Raw genomic sequence first — 19,733 nt, forward strand, 5'->3', positions numbered from 1 at the left:
CCGCCCCCCTCCAACCCCCCGTGATTCGTCGCGTTCGCATCCGGCGCTCCGGGGCAGGCCTCATGGCCCCCCACGATAACGCCCGGCCCGCGCCTGCATAGCGGTGCATGCGGCGCGGAGTCCGCTCCTCCCCGAAGCGCCCGGCAGGGGAGCGACCGCGCGGTCACTGCTTCCCGGCGGACACGTCCAGGACGGTGGGCAGGTCCTGCACGGTGAGCGTGGCGACGCCCATGTTCGCCGTGAGGCCCGACGGCTGGACGCAGGCCGCCAGCGTGGTGAGCGTGGGCACGGCGGTGACCAGGCGCACGCCGTGGCCCGCGTGACGCCCGGTGCTGATGGTCCCCTCGGACGTGAAGACCTGCATTGCGCCATCCGCACGAACCTCCACTCGGTCCAACCGCACGGAGGACTTCTCCCCGTTGGACCATGTCACCGTAGCGATAGAGGCCCCTCCCGCGTTGCCGATGCACGTCGCGCGCTTCAAATGCAGGGTCTCCATCCCCACGGCCGTCATCACCACGCCGTCGTTGACGGGGCAGCCGCTGAACTGGAGTGACTCTCGCTGCACGGAGCTCCGGGGCGTGGTGAGCAGCAGTCCGGGACGGTAGGCCTGCTGGAGCGCCCCCGAGCACACCACCACCGGCGAATCCTCCAGCGTCCGCGCCGCCTCCGTCATCGACGCCGGCAGCTCCGCCTGCGCCAGCGCCTCCTCGCCCCACACCGCGTCATCCGCCGGGTCCGCGTCCCCTTGCACAGGCGCCTCCGCCCGCACGGGAGCTTCGGCCTGCACCGGAGCCGCAGCCCGCACCGGGGCTTCGGCCTGCACCGGAGCCGCAGCCCGAGCCGGGGCCTCGGGCTCGTTGGCGCGGGCGGCTCCGGACGAGAGCATCAGCAGGCAGCCACCTCGCGCGAGGAGGTTCAGCGCGCGGCGCGGGTGGGACGACTCCAGGACCTTGAGAGAACGGAAGGAAGCGGGGCGCGACGTCATGGGGGAAGACACCTTGGGTAGGAGTCCCTGGGTCAGGGACGCCTGAAGGTGGGGAATCCCTCTCACGCACGACAGCCACCCCGAAGCGCAGGGTTTGCGCCCACCCCAACCTCTCAGGTTTTGCGCATCCGATTCACGCGGTGGACAGTGTGTCCAAAGCCTGCCCCTCTTCACCGCGCTGGCTGGCTTTCCCTGTTTCAGAATGCTACGGAATCAGGGTCCGGACCCAGGCGTGGACCCCCTTTGTCCGCCAGGGCGTCCGGGAGGAACGACAAGGCCGTGACTCCAAACGATTCGAACGGGGACGACGTGGCCGTGGGCCCTGGCTCCAGCGTCACGCGAGGGGTGTGGGCTCGGGTGCTGAAGGGCGCGGTGGAGGACGCGGTGCGCGCGTACGAGGCGATGGGGGCGGGGCAGCGCGAGCGGGTCCTGGAAGAGGCGCTGGTGGTGCCCGCCGACACGCGCACCCGGCTGGTGGAGGTGCTGCGGCAGGCGCGCGACTTCGCGGGCGCGGCGCGGCTGTTGGAAGCGGATGGAGACGACCGGGGCGCGGCGCCGCTGTACGAACAGGCGGGAGCGCCGCTGCTGGCCGCGGAGGCGTGGCTGAGGGTGGGGGAGCAGGCCCGCGCGGCGGCGGCCTTCGAGCGGGCCGGTTCGCTGGAGCAGGCGCTGTCGCTGTACCAGGCGCTGGGCGCGCGCGAGTCGCTGGCGCACCTGCTGGGTCGCATGCACCGGCCCATGGAGGCGGCGCAGGTGTTCCGGGTGTTGGGCAACTCGCACGCGGAGCTGGAGATGCTGCGCGCGGTGCCCGTGGATGACGGGCAGCGGCCGGAAGCCGTGCTGCGCATGTGTGAGCTGCTGGACGCGGAGGGCGCGACGTGGCGCGCGCTGGTGCTCCTGGCGGACGGCATCAAGCACGCGTCGGGGGCGGGGCTGCTGCTGCTCCAGGCGGAGCAGGCGCGGCTGCTCCAGCATCTGGGGCTCGCGTCGGCGCCGGAGGGCTCGGTCGCGGCGGAGAAGGCTCAGCCGGTGGTGGATGGCTATGGCTATCTGAAAGCCATTCCCATCTTCGATGGTCTGTCTTTGGAAGACATGCGCGACCTCTACCGCCTGGCCCGGCCCGTGCTGGTGCCGGCGGGGACGACGGTGCTGGAGAAGGGCGCGAAGGGGATGGGGCTGGTGGTGCTGCTGGAGGGGATGGTGAGCGTGTCCACCGGCCCGGGCCGGGACGCGCGCCAGCTCAACATGCTGGGGCCGGGCGCCTTCCTGGGGGAAATCTCCCTCATCCTGGATGGCCCGGTGTCCGCGCACGTGCGCGCGCACACGGTGGTGCGCGCCCTGCGCGTCACGCGGACGGACTTCCAATACTTCCTGGAGACGCACGAGGCCGCGGCCCTGCGCATCTACCGCCTCTTCACGCAGAGCCTGGCGGAGCGGGTGAAGGCGCTGAGCGGGTGATGCGTCCATGCGTCCCGCACCCCCGGGCACTTCAAGCCCGGGGGCGCGGTGAGGGCATCAGCGAGGCAGGGGCATGGCCGCGACCTTCTGCTCTACCAGGGCATGGAGCCGATCGGACCAGTCCGGCATCTCATCCGGTACCCCGACGACGTACATCTCGAAGCGCACCTCCTCCCGGGAACCGGGTCTGAGGGGCATCGCCCCCTGGTGCACGGCGAAGACCTGAAGCTGGTTGTGGGGCGTCGAGGCCGCGTAGGCGAGTCGCTCTCGCGTGCCCCCCGGCCCTTCGAGGAAGAACCGGAAGTTGTCGAGCTTGCCTCCGCCGTAATTGGGCGGCGAGCTGACCGCCAGCGTCCCGTCCTCGCCGATCCGGTACTCCCGCCCGTCCTCCTGGAGGGCGGAGCGGGCGCCGGGGACGTTGAAGAAGATGACCACCGGTCCCCGGTAGCCTTGAGGGATGAGGTGGACCTCCGGGGCTGCCCGGGTGCCGCAGGCCAGCAGGCCCAGCAACGCTGGGAGCAGGCAGAGGTGAAGCCGCTTTTGTGATGGACTCATGGCGTGTTCGCTCCCCCGGACGAGGTCATCTGATTGTTCCAATCGTCCACGGACATGAAGGACTCTTGACCCGCGGCCCTCACACCCGTGAATTCACCCTGGTCATTGGTCTGGATCTGCACCGCGAAGCTTCCCATATCCTTGCGCTTGTCTCCGCCCAGGTACTTGTAGGGACCGTTCTCCCCTCCCGGCGTGGCGAACGTGTGGAGCATGACCCGGTTGTTGGCGGAGTCACGGATGAACATCTCCGCGTTCGGGAAGGCGTCCCCCACCATGAAGCCGCGAAGCCTCAACAGGTTTCCATCCTTGAACATGTGGATGTAGCTGTGCGTGTCGATGTCCGCCGCGAACCGGTTCAAGGGCAGCGCCGCCGCCATGTCCTGGTTCATCCGGACGAAGCCATCCTCCTTGTAGGTCAGGTCCGCTTTCGTCGTGGGGCTCGCGGTGTCCTTCAGGGGCTCCGTCAACGGGTAGCCGGACAGCCGCCCGAAGACGCGGGCCACGAGGCCGTGTCCCTCGGACTCGTCGCTCCAGGCCTGTTCGAAGACCTTGGCGCCCGTCCCGGTGTCGACCGTGACGGCCAGGGTCATCTTCGCGGTGACGTCCGGCGAGGGCGTGAAGCCGCGGTTGGCGCCATCCCCTGCGTAGCCACCGCCGAGGTAGGCACCGCCGAACGTGTCGAACGGCGCGAAGGAGCGGGTGACGACCTGCACCTGCCCCGCCGACAGGGGCCGCTTCAGCTCCGTCGCCAGCGGGCTCTGCTGGGACGACCACCCGTCCGGGTCCCAGTAGAAGACGGGATTCTGCCGGACGTACTGGTAGGGGTGCAGGTCCCAGGGCGCGGCGAGGAAGCTCGCCTGGGGCGCCTTCACCGGCGGATCCGGGCTGAGCCACAGGCCCACCTCGGGCGCCATCCAGCGGTCGCCGTGGTCGCTCCATCCGGTGTCCGGATCCGTGGGCTTGTTCAGCGAATTGAGCGGCTCCGCGCGGAAGTCCGCGCTGCCCACGGACGCTCCCGTCGCCGTCTCGCGGAACGCGTCCACGGGCGTACCGAAGGGCTCGCTGCGCCGCTCCTCGAAGACCGTGCCGTCCTGCCGGGTCATCAGCACGGGCCCGGCGGCCACGCCGCTGTGGAAGTACAGCACGGACTCCACGGCGGCCAGCGCCTCCGGCACGGAGCGCGCCCGCGACAGGTCCAGCGCCGGCTCACAGGCGGACGTCGTGAGCGCCAGGACCAGGGCCCCGGTGCCCACCTTCACGAGGGGCGCGGGGCCTTCATGGCGTCGCCGCAGGGACGCGAGCGTCACCCCCATCAGCACCAGCACGCCGCCCAGCGCCACCACCGTCGTCAGGGAGCGCGCGTCGGGCAGGGCCGACAGCACGCCGGTGAGCGGACCCGCCGTGACGGTGGGCGGGGCGTAGCGCACGCGCGCCATCGTCCGGTCCCCCGCGGTCACCAGCAGCTCGCGCATCCCGTTGCGCTGGAGCACCCGCTGGGAGAAGGCGTACTGCACCTGGCCCGTGGGGTCCTGCGTCCGGATGCGCACGCCGTCGTGGCCGTAGGCATGCTCCACCACGCCGGGCTGGCCGCCCGCGGAGGGCAGCGTCACGCGCACCAGCTGATCCAGCCCGTCGTACTCCATCTGGCGCCCGCCCAGGCGCACCATGCGGCCGGCCCCGTCGTAGTCCAGGGTGGTGCCGTTGGGGCCGGCGCCGATGCTCGTGAGCTGACGCGGCCCGAAGCCCCGCTCGCCGTAGGTGTAGCTTCCCTGCAGCAGCGCCAGGGCCTGCGGGCCCGTGGACTGGCGGGACACCATGTTCTGCAGCCCGTCATAGGCATAGCTGAAGTGGAAGGTGTCGGGCCCCGCGGCGAGCGTCCCGTCGGACTGCTTCACGGCGCCCAGCAGCGCGTCCGTGAGCCGCGCGGCCGGGTCGTACGCGAAGGTCGCCGCGTGGTTGAGCCCCACGCCATCGTCGTCCGTCACCGCCACCGGCGCGCCATACGCGTTGCGCGTCAACGTCACGTCGTACAGCGCGCCGCCCGCGGGCTTGAGCGTCTGGATGCGCGACACCAGCCCCACTGCGTCACGCGCGTAGACCTGGCGCACGCCGTTGCCATAGCGCTCCTCCAGGACCAGCCCTGACGCGTCCAGCGTCAGCGCTTCCCAATACGTCCCGGCGCGCACCAGCCTGCCCGCGGCGTCGTAGCCGAAGGGGACCTCCAGCCCGTCCGTGGTCTGCGTCAGGGGCAGCCCGGAGGGGCTGTACGCGACGGTCTCCTCCGATTCGAGCGCGTCCACCGTGCGGCGCTGGAGCGACCTGCGCCCGTAGGCGTCGTAGCCGAAGTGCACCTGGCCCCGGGGCTCCTCCACCCAGGCGAGCCGCGCGGCGGTGTGGCCGGTGGACGTGCCATCCGCGCCCTCGTCGTAGTGGTAGAGGAGGGTCGTGGCGTCCTCGCCCACGGTGCGGATGAGGCGGTTGGCGTCGTCGTACGCGAACGTGCGGCCCTGGTTCGCTCCATTGGTCTGGAGGACCAGCCGGTCGCGGTCGTCGTACTCCAGCGTGCGCGCACCGACGTCCGGGTCCTGCGCGGCCACCATGCGGCCCAGGGTGTCGTAGGTGAAGGCGTGGGTGACGACGCCGTCCTGGAGGCTCATGGAGAGGATGTGGCCGGCGGCGTCGTAGTGGGCGTCCACCGACTCCAGCGTCGTGCCCACCTGCCGCTCGGTGCGGATGATGCGGCCCTGCCCGTCCACCCGGCTCAGCACCGGGGCCATCGCGGTGTCCGTGCGGGTGGACTCGAAGGCCTTGTAGCCGTGCGTGCGCAGCCCGCCGTTGGGCAGCCACTGGCTCACCAGCCGGTTCTGGGCGTCATAGGCCAGCGTCTGGCCCACCACGCCCGCCGGGCGGGCCGTGGGCAGGGCGCCCTGGGCGTAGAACGGATCCGAGCGGAAGATGGTTCGGCCCCGGGTGTCCCGGTCGCGCCAGCCGGACACCGCCCAGCGCGCGGCCTCCAGGCGGGTGGCCGTGTAGAGCGACTGGCCCGAGCCGTCGGACACGGAGACGCTCTCGCGCCACGCGCCGTTCGCGCTCCAGCCGCCTGTCCAGCTGCCCGCGAGCGCGGAGGGGTCGCCGTCGAAGACGTAGGTGAAGGTCCTGGGGCGCGGCGCCGTCCAGTCGTAGGCGTAGCGCAGGTGGGGCGGCGCGCCGTCCACGGAGATGGCATCCGGACGGCCCAGGCTGTCGTAGCGCATCTCCGTCACCACGCCGTCCGGGCTGGTGACCCGCTGGGGCGCGCCGAGCACGTCGTCCCACGCGCTGGTCCACGTCAGCGTCCGGCCCGCTTGCGGCTCCATGGACTCCGTGAGGGGCCGCAGGTGGTGGGCGTCGTAGGTGAAGGCGCGCCACAGGCCGTTGCCGTACCGGCGCGTGGGGTTGTCCCAGGCGTCGTACTCCGTGGCGGACTGGAGCACCCAGCGCGGCTGCCCGCCGGCGAGCAGGCCGTGGGTCTCCCGCATCAGCCGGCCCGCGCGGCACTGCGTGGGGTCCGTCCAGGAGAAGACCTGGGCCGCGTCGCCGTAGAACATGCGCGCGCTCGAGCGGACCGTCCCGTCCGCCTCCATCAGCGTCTCCTCGCACACCACGTCCTGCACCATCAGCGCGTCGTCGCTGGCATAGCCGCGCTGCACGGTGCGCTCGTCGCCGGTGAGGTCCAGCCGGCCGAAGGACTTCTCCTCGATGGGGCGCACGCGCGCGTCGTAGGCGTACGTCGTCAGCGTCTCCAGCGGCGTGGTCAGTCCTTCATGGTGCTTCGTGCGCGCCTCCAGCAGCGCGGGCCTGCGCAGCAGCGGCACGTCCGGCAGTCCCTGCACGGGGCGCGATTCGTAGACGGACGTGGCCACGGCGTAGAGCGTGTGCAGCCCGTCCTCGCGGCGGACCTCCAAAGCCAGGCCCCGCAGCGAGCGGTCCATGCCCGTGCCCTCGTGGTAGCGCGTCTCTTCGTACAGCGTGTCCGCCGGGCCGCTGCCCACGGTGCGCACGCCGCCCACGAGGAAGCCGCCGAAGCGGCGCTCCGTGGCGTCCCAGAAGCCGTCGCGCACGGTGTACTCCACCACGCGCGCGGGCCCGCCGACGCCGGGGTTCACGGTCATGCGCACCGGCACCGGGATGGAGGTGGGAAAGCGCCGCGTCCACGCCTGGGGCGTGCCGTCCGCCGCCGCCGCCAGCGCCGCGCTGGCCTGGTACTGGAGGGCCACCGTCTTGCCCAGCCCGTTGTCGATGCCCACCAGCATGCCCGCCGTCGTCGGGCCCGCCAGGTCGAGCGCCCACATGCCGTCAGGGCCGCTCCACACCACGTCCTCGCTGCCGTTGCCGTTGAGGTCCGCGAGCGCCACCACCGTGGAGGCGCCGTCCACGCCCGGGGGCACCAGCTGCGTGGGCGCGGTCTCCGTGCCTCCGCCCGCCTTGCCCCGGTACCAGCTCACGTACCCGTTGCGCACGTACACCAGGTCCATCAGGCCGTCGCGGTTGAGGTCCGCCAGCTTCACGTTGGCCTGCGTGGTGCCCTCTCCCCATGGGTAGTTCTGGAGCGGCCCCGCGACGAAGGTGCCGTCGCCCTTGCCCAGGTACACCTTGAACCAGTGGGTGCTGAGCTGGACGACGTCCGCCAGCCCGTCGCCGTTCACGTCGTGGAAGCGCGTGTTCGCGCCAGGGAGCAGCGACACGCCGTCCACGGGAGGCTTCTGCACGGAGGCGGCGAGGCCCGTGGCGCGGTTCCAGCGGACGGACATCGACTCGCTGCCCGTGCGCACCACGTCCACGCGGCCGTCGCCGTTGAGGTCCGCGAAGAAGGTGGTGTCGTTGTAGATCGGCATCCCGTCCGTGCCGGTCCACTTCGTGGCGGTGGTGCCCAGGGACTCGCCCTGCAGCCGGTTGATTTGCCACGCCTCGGAGAAGTTGCGCACCAGCTCCGGCCGGGCGTCACCGTCCACGTCGAGGAAGCGCGAGCTGGAGAGCTGCGCGCCCGATGCCCCGCTCAGCACCCGCGCGGCGGCGAAGCCGGTGCCCGTGCCCTTGCGCCACTGGTGGCCGGAACTCGTCAGGCGCACCAGGTCCGTCAGGCCGTCGCCGTCCACGTCCATCAGGGCGGTGCCCGTGTTGGACAGGAGCCAGCCGCCCGCGGGCTCCACCCGCGCCGTGGCCGCTGCTTGCGGCGTCGCGTAGGTGAGCGTCAGCGTGGGCAGCGCCCCCACGCGCCCGCGGCCCAGGTGTGTCACCGTCTTGAGCCGGCTGAGGGCCAGCGTGTCGTCGTAGCCCAGCACGTACGCGCGCAGCAGCTCCCCGAAGGAGTGCACCCGCACCTCCGTCAGCCGCCAGGCCGTCTCCACCTTGAAACCCGTGCGGTAGCTCACCGTGGGGTCGGGCCGCGCTCCGTACACGAACTCCGCGCGGAAGGCCGCGTTGGGCCCCCAGCGTACGTCCGCCAGGTATTGCTGGCCGTTGTGCTGCGTGTAGCTGAAGGCGGTGGTCTGCCCATTTGGGTGCAGCACCTCCTCCACGTGCCAGGCCGCCACCCGCGCGCCGTCCGCCTGCCGGCCCGCGGCGCTGACGCCCATGCGGTAGCGCACACCGCCGTTCTCGGTGATGACGTAGCCCGTGCCGTCGCGCTCCACCTTCACGGAGTGGCCCTGGCCCTCCACGCGCCAGGTGCCGTCCGGCAGCGCCACCAGCCGTCCGCCGCCCACGCCCACGAGCTCCAGCTCATCCGCGCTCGTGTAGGCCGGCACGCCCAGCCGCACCGAGCGGCGCAACACCACCTGCGGCATCGTCCAGCCCACGCCCAGCGGACCGTTGCCCAGGTCACCGGAGTAGGTGAGCGACAGCTTCGGGCCGAAGCCCGCGATGCCCGCCGGCAGGTCCAGCGGCACTCCGTAGCCCACCTGGCCGCTGAAGACATTCACGCTGGCGGAGTCCGCCAGGCCTCGCACGCTGCCCGGTCCATCCGGCAGCCTCACGGTCTGCGCATTCACGGAGCCCGGCGCGGGCTCCCCCGCGGCTTGCGCCTGCGTGCCCAGGAGCGCGCAGACCACCGCCATCCATCTGGTTCGGAGAAACACCTGACCCTCGAATTCGTGGCAAGAAAGAGTGGAATGACAATCGAGCGCGCACCTCGACCCGGAGCGGGTCGTTCGGCGCGCGCTCAGGAAGGGACAGGACCCGGAGGCGCTTCCCGGGTCCTGTCATCGGCCTTGGCTGTGAGGCCTTGTGGCTATTCGTAGACGTGGCTGGTCGCGGCGGAGACCTGCTCGAAGCGCAGGTACACGTCCGTGACGCCATCCATGGGGAAGCCCGTGGACACGCCTCCCGCGGTCATCAGGTCCACCCAGGGGAAGATGACCTCGTATTCACCGTAGAGCCCCCGGCCCTTCCACTCCGTGGACGGAGCGCCGGAGGGGTTCTGCTGGAACCCGAGCACCGTCTGGCCGGTGTTGGCGCTCACGCTCGCCAGGGTGAAGGTGGTCTCCTCGCCCGGCTTCGCGGTGCCCGTGTAGCCGCCGCTGCGCAGCGAGGGGCGCAGGGCGCGGGTCTGGAAGCCCTTGTGGTCCGGGTCGCAGCTGTGGCTGCTGAAGGTGTTGCGCTTGCGCAGCACCAGCGGCGCGAGGCCGTGGCCGTTCAGCCACGTCTCCACCCGGTCATCGCCCACCAGGTGCGCGTGCACCGTCCACACCTTCTCGCCGCAGCGGATGGAGTTGGGACCCAGGCTGTCCTGGAGGTAGAAGCGCAGGCCCTGGCCCAGGTAGCGGCCGTTGTCGTCGTACACCGCGTTCTCCGGCGACAGCAGCCGGCGGGTGAAGCGCTCCTGCTTCGTCAGGCTGCGCTCGCCCGGCGTGGCGGCGACGAGGTCCTCCAGCTTCAACACGTTGCCGCGCAGCTGCACGACGAAGGCCTGGCCCTCCACGTCCCGGCCATGCACGGTCTTGTCCAGGGCCGCGTACGCGTTCGCGTTGAGCGCGCTCTGCAACTGCAGCGGCCCCTTCGCCGCCAGCACCGCGCTGGTGGCCGGCAGGCTCTGCTGCTTCTCGTACTCCAGCGCGCGAGCGAAGAGGTACGACAGCCGCTTCGCCGTGGCGAAGGACTCCCGGGCCCGCGTCAGCCGCTCGTGCAGCCAGAAGTCGTGCGAGAAGAGCGGCACCTGGCGGGCCTCCTCCTGCGCCACCACCTGCTGACCCTCCAGCAGGAGCTGACGCACGCGGCCCTCCATGTTCTCCAACTGGAGCAGCGCGCTGTCCACGTCGGTGCCCACGCGGTCGATCTGCATGGCCGCGGTGCTGATGCCCACCATGTACGTGCGGGCCTCCGCGTAGCACTGGTTCACGTTCGTCTGGAGGGCCAGCGCCTCCACCGCCAGCTTGTGCTGCAGGTCGAGCTGCTGGATGCGCGCGTTCAGGACGATGGACTCGTCCTTGTAGCGGTTCTCCGCGCTGGAGCTGAGCAGCTTCACCGCGCCCCAGGCGATGCCCACGTAGGTGCCGGACGCGAAGGCGCTGATGATGGACTCGCCCTTGTTGTTGACGTCGCTGATGTTGTTCACCTTGCGGTCGACGCTGACCTTCGCCTCCAGCAGGCCGGTCATCTCCGCCTCGTAGCTGGCGCTGAGGGCGATCTGCTTCTGGGTGTCCGTCTCCAGCGTGAGGCAGCGCTCCTGGGCGATGCGCAGCCGCTCCTGGGCGTCCGTCCACTGCGCCTGCGCCACCTGGAGGCCCTGGTTCGCGCCGACGATGGACAGCATCGCGTTGCCCATGTCCCCCCGGTAGCAGCTGCTCTCCAGCTTCAGCCCCAGGCTGGAGGGCGTGGGCAGCTGGCTGCCCTGGGTGCCCAGCTCCTGGAGGCACGCGGCCCGGGCCGCGGCGAACTCGCCGGAGGCGATCTCATTCGTGGGCAGGGGCTGGCCGTACAGCCGGGACACGGGCAGCGTCGTGCTCCCCCACGTCACGGTGCCGGAGCCGGGCATCACGTCGACGGTGGTGTAGTGCTCCACCAGCGCGCGCACCGCCGCGTCCGTGTAGACGGAGGTGGAGGGCACCAGGCGCTTCCACGTGCACAGCGCGAAGCGGGCGTGCTCGGCCCGCACCGCGGCGTACACCTGCGCGGGGGGCGTCTGGCACTCCGGCTTGACGAAGCACGCCTCGGGGCGCAGCGGCTGGGCGGTCTTCGACGGGTCGAAGAGGTCCAGCGCGTCCGCCGCGTTGACGTTGGTCAGCCCGCACATCTGGACGATGGGCGCGCCGTACTGCCGCTTGAGCTCCAGCATCCGCTGCTGTTTCGCGGCGTCCTGGTAGGCCTCCTGGACCTCGCCGTTGCGCAGGGACACCCAGGAACTCTCCGCGGCCTGCTTGTCGCCGACGGCGGTGTTCACCGCGGACGTGGCGTTGGCGTGCAGGTACGAGGAGCTTCCGAAGTAGCGCTCGATGGGGCCCGTCAGCGTGGCGCCGAAGAGCAGGGGCACCTCGTCGTCGGGCATGCCGTAGGGGCGGCAGTCGTTGATGGCGCGCAGCTTCTCGTAGGACTGGCGGCGCACGGCCTCCAGCTCCGCCTGTGCGTCGCGCCAGCGCTTGTCCCAGGGCAGCTCCGTCAGCCCCTGCGCGGTGGTGCACGAGTCCTTCTCGCGGGCGTAGGCGGAGCGGGCCAACGTCTCCAGCATCACCGCGTAGCGCATGGTGCGGCCGAAGCGGGTGATGGCCTGGTCGCGCGGGGTGCCGGACGCCACGGGGGCGCAGGTGGCCAGCGTGGTGCGCTCCACGTCCTCCAGGTGCGTGTTGAGCAGGCGCAGGTGCGCCGTCAGGCCCTCCAGGATGGACGCGGGCAGGCCCACCGGCTGGTCGTGGTGCGGCTGCGAGCCGGGCATGGGCGCCAGGTCCGCGGACGGCGTGTCATAGAGCGTGCGCCGGTCCACGGCCTCGGAGAGGTGGCCGGTGTCGGCGACGAAGTCCCACACCGCCAGCCGGGTCCCGGACGGACCGGACACGGCCTGGGTGAACGGAGGACGCAGCACGGTGTGCTCGTACGCGAGCGTGCTCTGCGCCGGCACGAGGTACGTCTTGGCCGGGGAGAACAGGCTCATGGTGGCGCCCTGGTCCAGGACCGCGAATGCCACGCCCTGGGTGCCGGTGGGGAAGGGCAGCGTCCAGGTGAAGAAGCGGGTGCCGCTGGGCGTGTTGCGGCGAGCCGCCTGGACGGTGACCTCCAGACCGCCGGTCTTCTGGAGGCACGACACCTGGAGGGAACGGGGCCCCGTGGGGGACTCGTCCAGGAGGAACGACGCGGACGCCAGGTTCACGGACGACGAGGTGCTGGTGCAGCGCGCCGCCAGGTCCGGGGTGTGGAAGAAGAAGGTGGAGCGGCTGCGCTGCCAGCGGGCGCCGGTGCCCCGGTCCTGCACGGACTGGTTGGTGGCCCAGGTCCACGACGCCAGGGGCGCGGGGGGCAGGCGGTAGTCGGGGTTGAGAATGCTGCAGGTGCGCGCCGCGTCGTTGCCGGGCATCAGGTTGGCGTAGGTGCCGTCCAGGAGCAGGTCCCAGCCCTTCTCGAAGCGGTCCAGCACGGCGGGCGTGGACTCCCAGTCGGAAGGGGCGGGCTCGTTGAGGAAGTCCGACAGCTCCCGCTGCTGCACCAGCTGCTGGGCGAGGTAGCCGTGGGTGGAGACCCACTGCTGGAACAGGCGCCCCGCCAGCCGCTGGTCGCGGCTGTTGCCGTCGCGCGCGCTCAGGTTCAGCGCGCCGTAGAAGCGCGCCAGGTTGAAGCAGCGGCCCGGCGTGATGCGGCTCGCCGTGGACACGGTGGCGCGCTGGGTCTTGATGGCGTAGCGCGCGCCGTAGCGCTGGGCGAACCAGTCAGAGGTGCCCAGGCCCGGGCCGTTGACCGCGGGCCGCTTCAGGTCCTCCAGGCACTCGGAGAGCATCTCCAGGTCGGTCATCCGGTCCAGGTTCTTCAGGCCGTTGACGTCCGGGTAGCGGTCCCACGTGTTGCCCAGCTCGGCGACGTAGGGCATGCCGCCGTTCTGGCAGCGCAGGTCCCCGGAGCGCGCCAGCACGAAGGGCAGGCCCGCGTCCGCCGTGGCGAAGGCCGGGAAGCCGGCGACCTCCAGCGGCGCGGCGCTGGTGGCCTGGTTGCAGAGCAGGCCCCGGGCGAGCTGCGACGTGGACAGCGGCGTGCCGTTCGCCGCCGAGGCGTTCATGAAGTCGGTGAGCCGGGTCTGGGCCTCGGAGTCCCAGCTCGCGCGCTCCTCGCTGACGACGGTGTTGAGCGGACGGCCGTCGGAGGCGACGGGGGCGCCGCTCCAGGCGCGCACGCCGGGGACGCAGACGCCCAGGTCGGGCTCGCAGACGGAGCCCGTCGCGCAGGGCGTCGCCGGGCAGGCGGTCAGCGGCAGGTCATCCACCCCCGCGTCGGTGTCCACGCGCAGGCGCGACAGCCGGTACGTCGCCTGGACACCCCAGGCGCTGCTGATGGGCCGGGGCAGGCGCACCGTGAAGGTGCCCACCAGCGTGCTGTTGCTGGCGCCGGTGCCGTCGTAGGTGCCCTCCACGTCCACCGTCACGGCATCCGCGGTGTTGGAGCCGTTGCCAGCGGGCAGCCACTCCTCGCCGTGGTGCGACTGGGAGGTGGACAGGCGCAGCTTGCCGGAGGGCGAGAGGGTGCGCGACTCGTCGAACAGCATGAGGTACGCGCCGTTGGCGAAGGCGCGCACCGGCAGGACGAGCGGCTCCGTGCCCGCGTCGCTGGACGGGTCGAGCGTCAGCGTCACGTTGCCGAAGAAGGGCCGCACACCGCCCACGCCCGGGGCCGCGTCCGCGCGGTCGAGGTCCACGCGGGTGCGCTGGGGCGTGGCGCCCTGCGCCTCCAGGGTGACGTACCAGCGGCGCTCGGTGCTGTCCTGCCGCGGGCGCACGTCCATGCGCACCGTGGCGCGCTGGCCGGTGCCGAAGGCGCTGAACGCCCAGGTGTTCACGAGGCAGTCGCTGGAGAACACGGTCGCGGGGGTCTCCCCTACGTCGCAGGCCACCTCCATGCCGGGGCCGGCGACCAGGCGCACCGGCGTGGAGGTCACCCGCGCCGCCTCCGTCGGGTTCAGCGCCGCGAGCCCCACCACCAGGCGCCGGGCGGCGAAGGGCTGGCCCGCCGCGGGCGTGGTGACGGAGAGGGCGGCCGGCGCGACGTCCACGCGGGGCAGCGTGCCGGACAGGACGAGCGGGTTGCCGCCGCCCTCGGTCACGCACTGACCGGAGCAATCACACACCTTGCCGGTGCCGCAGGCGGTGCCCGCAGGACCGCCCTCCAGACACGTCCAGTCGCACTGGTGCGTGCTCTCGTTGCAGAACGCGCCCTGCGGGCACTGTTCGTCGAAGGTGCAGTCCCGGGCGCCCAGGGGCGTCTTCAGGGACTGGAGCAGCGGGTTGTCGCGGTCGTAGCAGGACTCCTCCAGGGCCTGCCGTTGGATGACCGCGAACTCCTCGGCGGGTTGGGGTGATGAGGGAACTTCGGGTGAGCCGCAGGCGGTCGCCAGGACGAGTCCCAGCGAGCCGACGGCGAGATGTCTTGAAAAGGGACGCACTCCAGTGGACTCCAGGAAATGGGTGGACCCGGGGCCATCCCCTCCCCGGCCGGAAGGGGTGGTCCAAGGTTGGGTGATGGGTGGTGGGGAATCGCGGCGGGGCCTGGTGGGCCCGCGCTGCTCCCCCGCCAACGGGGTGGCGGGGAAGTTCAGAAGGACGGACGAGGCATCAAGACCGCGGGCTTCAGGGGACGTACAGCTCCGTGGTGGAGACGGGGCCGTCGAAGTCCGAGCCGCCCATGACGAGCACCTGGCCGTCCTGGAGGAGCACGCCCTCCGCCGCGTAGCGCAGGGTGCCCAGGGGTGTGGTGCGCGTCCAGCGCCCCAGCGCCGACTCGTAGACCTCCACCGAGTCGAGGTATGCGTCCACGCCGTAGCCCGTGTTGACGCCGTAGCCGCCCGCGACCATCACGTCGCCATTCGCCAGCTTGATGGCGGCGTGGTCCGTCCGCCAGGAGGTGAGGGTGGGGGCCGCGCTCCAGGTGTTGGTGGCCGGGTCGTACAGCTCCGCGGTGTTGAGCGGGTACTCGGCCGTGCCGCCCGCGATGAGCACCTTGCCATTCGGCAGCACGGTGGCGCTGGCGCCCTCCCGGGCCTGGGCGAGGGTCCCCGCGGAGGACCAGGTGCCGGTCGCGGGGTCGAACAGCTCCGCGGTGCCGAGGGTCACGTTGCCGTCGTAGCCGCCCACGATGAGCACCTTGCCGTTGGGCAGCAGCGCGGGGGTGGTGTGGATGCGCGCGGAGGCCATGCTGCCCGTGGACGTCCAGGTGCCCGGGGTGGGGTCGTAGAGTTCCGCGGAGGCGGTGTAGCCCAGGCCCGTGTCCCCGCCCGCGACGAGCACCTTGCCGTTGGCGAGCTTCACGGAGACAGGCTGCAGCCGGGGCTGGTTCATGCCGCCGGTGGAGGTCCAGGTGGCGGTCGTGGGGTTGAACAGCTCCGAGGAGGAGCGGTAGGCGTCGTTTCCGTAGCCGCCCGTCACCAGCACCTTGCCGCTGGAGAGCAAAGTGGCGGCGTGGAACTGGCGGGACATCGCCATGGCGCCGGTGGCGCTCCAGGCACCGGTGGTGGGGTCACGCAGGTCGGCGGAGGCGACCTCGGTGGTGCCGTTGAAGCCGCCCGTGGTGAGGACCTTGCCGTTGCCCAGCAGCGTGCCGGTGAGCCCGAAGCGCGCGGTGGCCATGTTGCCCGCGGGCTTCCAGTAGGGGAGGACCACGCGCTCGGCCTGGGCGATGTACACCGTCTTCGAGGTGGCCGAGTCATAGCGCTGTCCTCCCGCGATGAGGACGCGCCCCGAGGCCAGCGTGGTCGTGGTCGAGCCGTAGCGGAGGTTCGCCAGGGTGCCCACCGTGCTCCAGGCTCCGGTCGTGGGGTCGTAAAGCTCCACGGTCCCTGCGTTGGCCGCCCAGGTCTTGCCCGCGATCACCACCTTCCCCGAGGGCAGGGCATCCATCACATTGCCCGAGTGGCCCTCGGCCATGCTGCCCGTGTTTGACCAGGTGCCCGTCGAGGGGTCGTAGAGCTCCGCGGTCACGGTCGGCGGGCTCACGTCGATAAACCCACTGGCGGAATAGCCACCCGCCACCAGGACCTTGCCCGAGGGGAGCAACGTGGCGCTGTGCTCGGTTCGCCCTGGAGTGAGAAAGATCGGGTCACTTGCCATGAGACCCGTGAGGGTCCATGTCCCCGTCGCTGGATCGTAGAGTTCCGCAGTCGAGAGAGACCGGAGGGTAGGCCAGACAGTGCTGAAGCCCATGCCGCCTACGGCAAGGATCTTGCCATTCTTCAGCAAGGTCAAAGAGTGATTGCTGCGGCCGTCCCTCATGTCGCCCGTCGTGGACCAGGTGCCTGTCGATGGGTCATAGAGCGCGGAGAAGGCCGTGTGGATTTGGTCCTCGGTCGAGCCTCCCGTGACAAGCACCTTGCCGTTGCCCAGCAGGACTGCTCGATGGCTCTCCCTACGGAGCCCTGGGAGGTTTGCCGTGGCGGTCCACGTCCCCGTGGCGGGATCGTAGAGTTCCGCGGTCGCGGCGGTCCCGCTGTTGCCTCCCACGACCAGAACCTTGCCATTGCCAAGCCGGGTGGCCGTGTGCCGCCACCGCTGCGTGGTCATTGAGCCCGATGGGGTCCAGTTCCCCGTCGCCGGGTCGTACAATTCAGACACCTGGAGCAATTCAGGCGTCTGGCCGTAATTATATCCACCTGCGACGAGCACCTTGCCGTTCAGGAGCAGGGTCGCCGTGTGGCCCTCGCGGGGGGTGATCATCGAGCCCGTGGTCTCCATGCCGGAGACGATGTCATCGCTGCGTGCGGCGAGGTGCGGAGCCGTGCTTCCGGCCGCGGTGGGATCGCATCCCGAGGACAAGAGCATCAGGCCCGAAAGCAGCCAGGGCAGGGGGGACTTCAAGGACATGGATTCTCCGACTGGGTTCAGGTGAACAGGGAATGCCTGGGTTTACACAGTCGGTTGCAAAGGGATTGCCAGGGGGCCGCATCCCGCGCTGTGACAGGAATTCCCTGGCGTCCTCTTCACGCAGACATCCGAGGGCGGAGACGGGCGTCCGGGACCGTGGACGGACGCCGGCCGCGGCGCCAATCGGCGCCACAATGAAAGCTCTCAACCTTTGGGCTGCTGGTATCCGACCTGTCCCTGCATCTGGCAGGCCCAGGTCGGTTCGCACTCTCCAGTTCTTCACTCCCGGTCTTTCCGGACGGGTGCGCGCGACCCGCGCCTGCGCTACATGGGCCGCATGGCGGACCTCTTACCTGCGGCGTCCCTCAAGTCCCGGGCGGCGGCCCTCGCCGCCGAGGGGAAGCTGGAAGCGGCCCTGGCCGGCTACCAGGACGCCCTGCGCGCGGAGCCGGAGGACGCGGAGGTCCACCAGCGCGTCGCGGAGCTGCTCGAGTGGCTGGAGCGCACCCCGGAGGCCGCCCACGCCTACGACGACGCGGCGCTCGCCTGGACCCGCGCGGGAGGGCTCCTGCGCGCGGTGGCCGCCACGGTGCTGTCGCGAGGCCTGCGGGGCGCGCGTCCCAAGACGGTGCGCGCCCTGGCGGAGCGCTTCGCCCTGCCGCCCGGTGCGCTGGCCCCCACCTTCGCCTGGGTGCCCGACGGCAAGGACCCGGGCGTGCCCGTCCTGTCAGGCGTGGGGCGCGATGCCTTCGTGGCGCTGGTGGAGGCGCTGGAGGTGCGCGCCTTCTGGCCGGGCCAGCGCGTGGTGGAGGAGGGGCAGCCGGGCGACTCCATGTTCGCGCTGGTGGAGGGCCGCGCGGAGGTGACGCGCCGGGTGGAGGGCAACGCGCGACAGGTCGTGGCCACGCTGGGGCCGGGGGACTTCTTCGGCGAGGTGGCGCTGGTGTCCGAAGGGCCCAGGCTGGCCAGCGTGGAGGTGCCTGAGCGCTCCGTGCTGCTGGAGTTCAAGCGCTCCTCCCTGGCCCGCGTCAGCGCCGCGCACCCGGAGGTGGAGGCGGCGGTGCAGGCCTATTACCAGCGCCGGCTGGTGGACAACCTGCTGCGGACGAGCCCCCTGTTCACCAACCTGTCGCCCGCGCTGAAGCAGGCGATGTCGCGCGAGTTCGACCTGCGCGCCGTGCCCGCGGGACAGGTGCTCCTGACTCAAGGGCAGCCGGGCGATGCCTTCTACCTGCTGCTGCGCGGCCAGTGTCAGCTGTCGCTGGAGCAGCCGGGCCGCATCGTGTTGCTGCCGGAGCTGCGCGAAGGCGACGTGTTCGGTGAAATCTCCCTGCTCTTGGACAAGCCCGTGTCCGCCACGGTCCGCACGAAGACGCCGTGCGTGGTGCTGCGCCTGGAGCGCGCCGCCTTCGAGCGGCACGTCGTGAGCCAGCCCGGCCTCAAGGGCCAGCTCATGCGCATGGGCACGGAGCGCCTCCAGCAGACCGCGAAGGCGCTCTTCATCTGAAGTGAGGCGTCAGGCCTCCGCGTCCAGCTGCACGGGGTGCTCGCGCAGCCAGTCCTGCGCGCGGCGGATCCGCCCGGCGCCGGCCGCGCGGCCCTCCTTCTCCATGAGCTGCCGGTAGGGCTCCAACTGCTCCGGCGTCCACGCGGGCAGGGCCTTCAGGTCCGCGAGCGCCACCATCTCCTCCGCGCTCCGTCCCTTCGCCTCCTGCCGCGCGGTGAGCAGCGCCGCCAGCACCAGCCGCGCGGGCTCCGCCTCGAAGGCGATGGCCGCGTCGGTGAGCCACTCGCGCGTGGGCTCGTCCGCCGCCGGATCCTTCGCACCGTCGCGCATCCGCTCCAGCATCCCTTCCAGGAAGTCCGCGTCCACCGCGACCTTCACCGCGCGCAAGAGCGCGGCGATGACCTGCCGCCGGCCTTCCGGGTCCTTGGGCTGGGACTTCATCGCGCGCAGGGGCTCCCACAGCGCGACGGTGAGCCACAGCTCCTCCTCAGGGGAAAAGACGGACGGCGTGGCGGGCTCGCGCAGCTTCGCCTCCACCCGCTGCGCGCGCTCCTTCGCCTCGCGCGAGATGCGCTCCACCAGCGCGGGGTCCGCCTGCACGTGCTTCACCAGCGCGTCCAGCTCGCCGGCCTCCGCCTTGCGCAGCGCCTCCGAGGCCTCGGGCGTGAGGTCCTCCTGCTCCATGCCCGCGATCAGGGACTCGTACTTGCGCACCACCTCCGCGTGCTTCTGGCTCCACTCGCGGAACTGCACGTCGAAGACGACGTCCAGCACGGGGTTGTCCTCCGGCCGCACCTTGCCCGTCTTCTTCGCCGCAGTGGCCAGCAGCGCGCCCACGCACAGCGCGCGCCGCTCCTCCGGCGTGCGTCCACTCTTCGTCACCTGCGCGAGCAGCCCCGCGCCCAGCTTCTCCTGGAAGCCGCGCGTGCCCAGCTCCCGCACCACGCCCACGCGCAGGCTGTTGCGCGCCTCCATCGCGTCCAGGCCCTCCTGCGCGGCCAGCTTCGCGAGCGCCTGGCCCACGTGGTCGCTGAAGGCCTTGTCGTCGTAGCGAAGCCCCGGCTGGGGCCCCGCGGCCTGGAGCAGCACGCCCAGGTGCTCCAGCGCCTGCGACAGACGGGACACGTCCGCGTCGCCCAGGAGCGCCATGGCGCCCTCCAGGTCCTGCTTCAGCGGGTGGGCGGGGGCGGTGGTGGGAGGCGGC

The 19,733-nt window shown here is 71.5% G+C and carries 8 protein-coding genes; 2 read left to right on the forward strand and 6 right to left on the reverse strand.

The genetic code is table 11. The features are described from left to right. Positions 1-163: 163 nt before the first annotated feature. Positions 164-988: a hypothetical protein gene (locus D7Y11_RS43940; RefSeq protein ID WP_199753844.1), complete on the reverse strand. Its 825-nt coding sequence runs from the start codon at positions 986-988 to the stop codon at positions 164-166. A gap of 279 nt (positions 989-1,267) precedes the next feature. Between D7Y11_RS43940 and D7Y11_RS32945 the strand changes: the two genes are divergently transcribed. Then, positions 1,268-2,446, forward strand: a complete 1,179-nt coding sequence (locus tag D7Y11_RS32945; RefSeq protein ID WP_233607455.1) for a cyclic nucleotide-binding domain-containing protein — start codon at positions 1,268-1,270, stop codon at positions 2,444-2,446. Positions 2,447-2,503: 57 nt separating this feature from the next. On the opposite strand, the gene D7Y11_RS32950 is transcribed toward D7Y11_RS32945, so the two are convergent. The 4 genes from D7Y11_RS32950 to D7Y11_RS32970 all read right to left on the reverse strand — a co-directional run bounded on the left by D7Y11_RS32950 (position 2,504) and on the right by D7Y11_RS32970 (position 17,022). After that, complete coding sequence (locus D7Y11_RS32950; protein WP_126935670.1) at positions 2,504-3,001, reverse strand: hypothetical protein; 498 nt, start codon at positions 2,999-3,001, stop codon at positions 2,504-2,506. Further along, positions 2,998-9,096, reverse strand: coding sequence for an FG-GAP-like repeat-containing protein (locus D7Y11_RS32955; protein ID WP_126935671.1), 6,099 nt, complete (start codon positions 9,094-9,096; stop codon positions 2,998-3,000). The genes D7Y11_RS32950 and D7Y11_RS32955 overlap by 4 nt, the downstream gene beginning before the upstream one ends. 173 nt (positions 9,097-9,269) lie before the next feature. Further along, the gene (locus tag D7Y11_RS32960) at positions 9,270-14,612 is read right to left on the reverse strand and encodes a hypothetical protein (protein WP_126935672.1); all 5,343 of its coding nucleotides are present in this window, start codon (positions 14,610-14,612) and stop codon (positions 9,270-9,272) included. A 184-nt stretch (positions 14,613-14,796) separates the two neighbouring features. After that, the gene (locus D7Y11_RS32970) at positions 14,797-17,022 is read right to left on the reverse strand and encodes a kelch repeat-containing protein (RefSeq protein ID WP_126935673.1); all 2,226 of its coding nucleotides are present in this window, start codon (positions 17,020-17,022) and stop codon (positions 14,797-14,799) included. Between the two features lie 337 nt (positions 17,023-17,359). Between D7Y11_RS32970 and D7Y11_RS32975 the strand changes: the two genes are divergently transcribed. Continuing rightward, entirely contained in the window at positions 17,360-18,529 is a 1,170-nt protein-coding gene (locus tag D7Y11_RS32975; protein WP_121754229.1) for a cyclic nucleotide-binding domain-containing protein, read from the forward strand. A 9-nt stretch (positions 18,530-18,538) separates the two neighbouring features. Here D7Y11_RS32975 and D7Y11_RS32980 read toward each other — a convergent pair. Beyond that, positions 18,539-19,733, reverse strand: a 1,195-nt coding sequence (locus D7Y11_RS32980; protein WP_126935674.1) for a zinc chelation protein SecC, incomplete at its 5' end; no start/stop codon positions are given.

It is taken from the genome of Corallococcus sp. AB018 (assembly GCF_003986945.1).
Lineage (GTDB): Bacteria > Myxococcota > Myxococcia > Myxococcales > Myxococcaceae > Corallococcus > Corallococcus exiguus.

Excerpts from the sequence above, each read along its gene's own strand:
- D7Y11_RS43940 (WP_199753844.1), bottom strand. The coding sequence starts at position 988 with ATGACGTCGCGCCCCGCTTCCTTCCGTTCTCTCAAGGTCCTGGAGTCG.
- D7Y11_RS32950 (WP_126935670.1), bottom strand. The coding sequence starts at position 3,001 with ATGAGTCCATCACAAAAGCGGCTTCACCTCTGCCTGCTCCCAGCGTTG.
- D7Y11_RS32955 (WP_126935671.1), bottom strand. The coding sequence starts at position 9,096 with ATGGCGGTGGTCTGCGCGCTCCTGGGCACGCAGGCGCAAGCCGCGGGG.
- D7Y11_RS32970 (WP_126935673.1), bottom strand. The coding sequence starts at position 17,022 with ATGTCCTTGAAGTCCCCCCTGCCCTGGCTGCTTTCGGGCCTGATGCTC.
- D7Y11_RS32975 (WP_121754229.1), top strand. The coding sequence starts at position 17,360 with ATGGCGGACCTCTTACCTGCGGCGTCCCTCAAGTCCCGGGCGGCGGCC.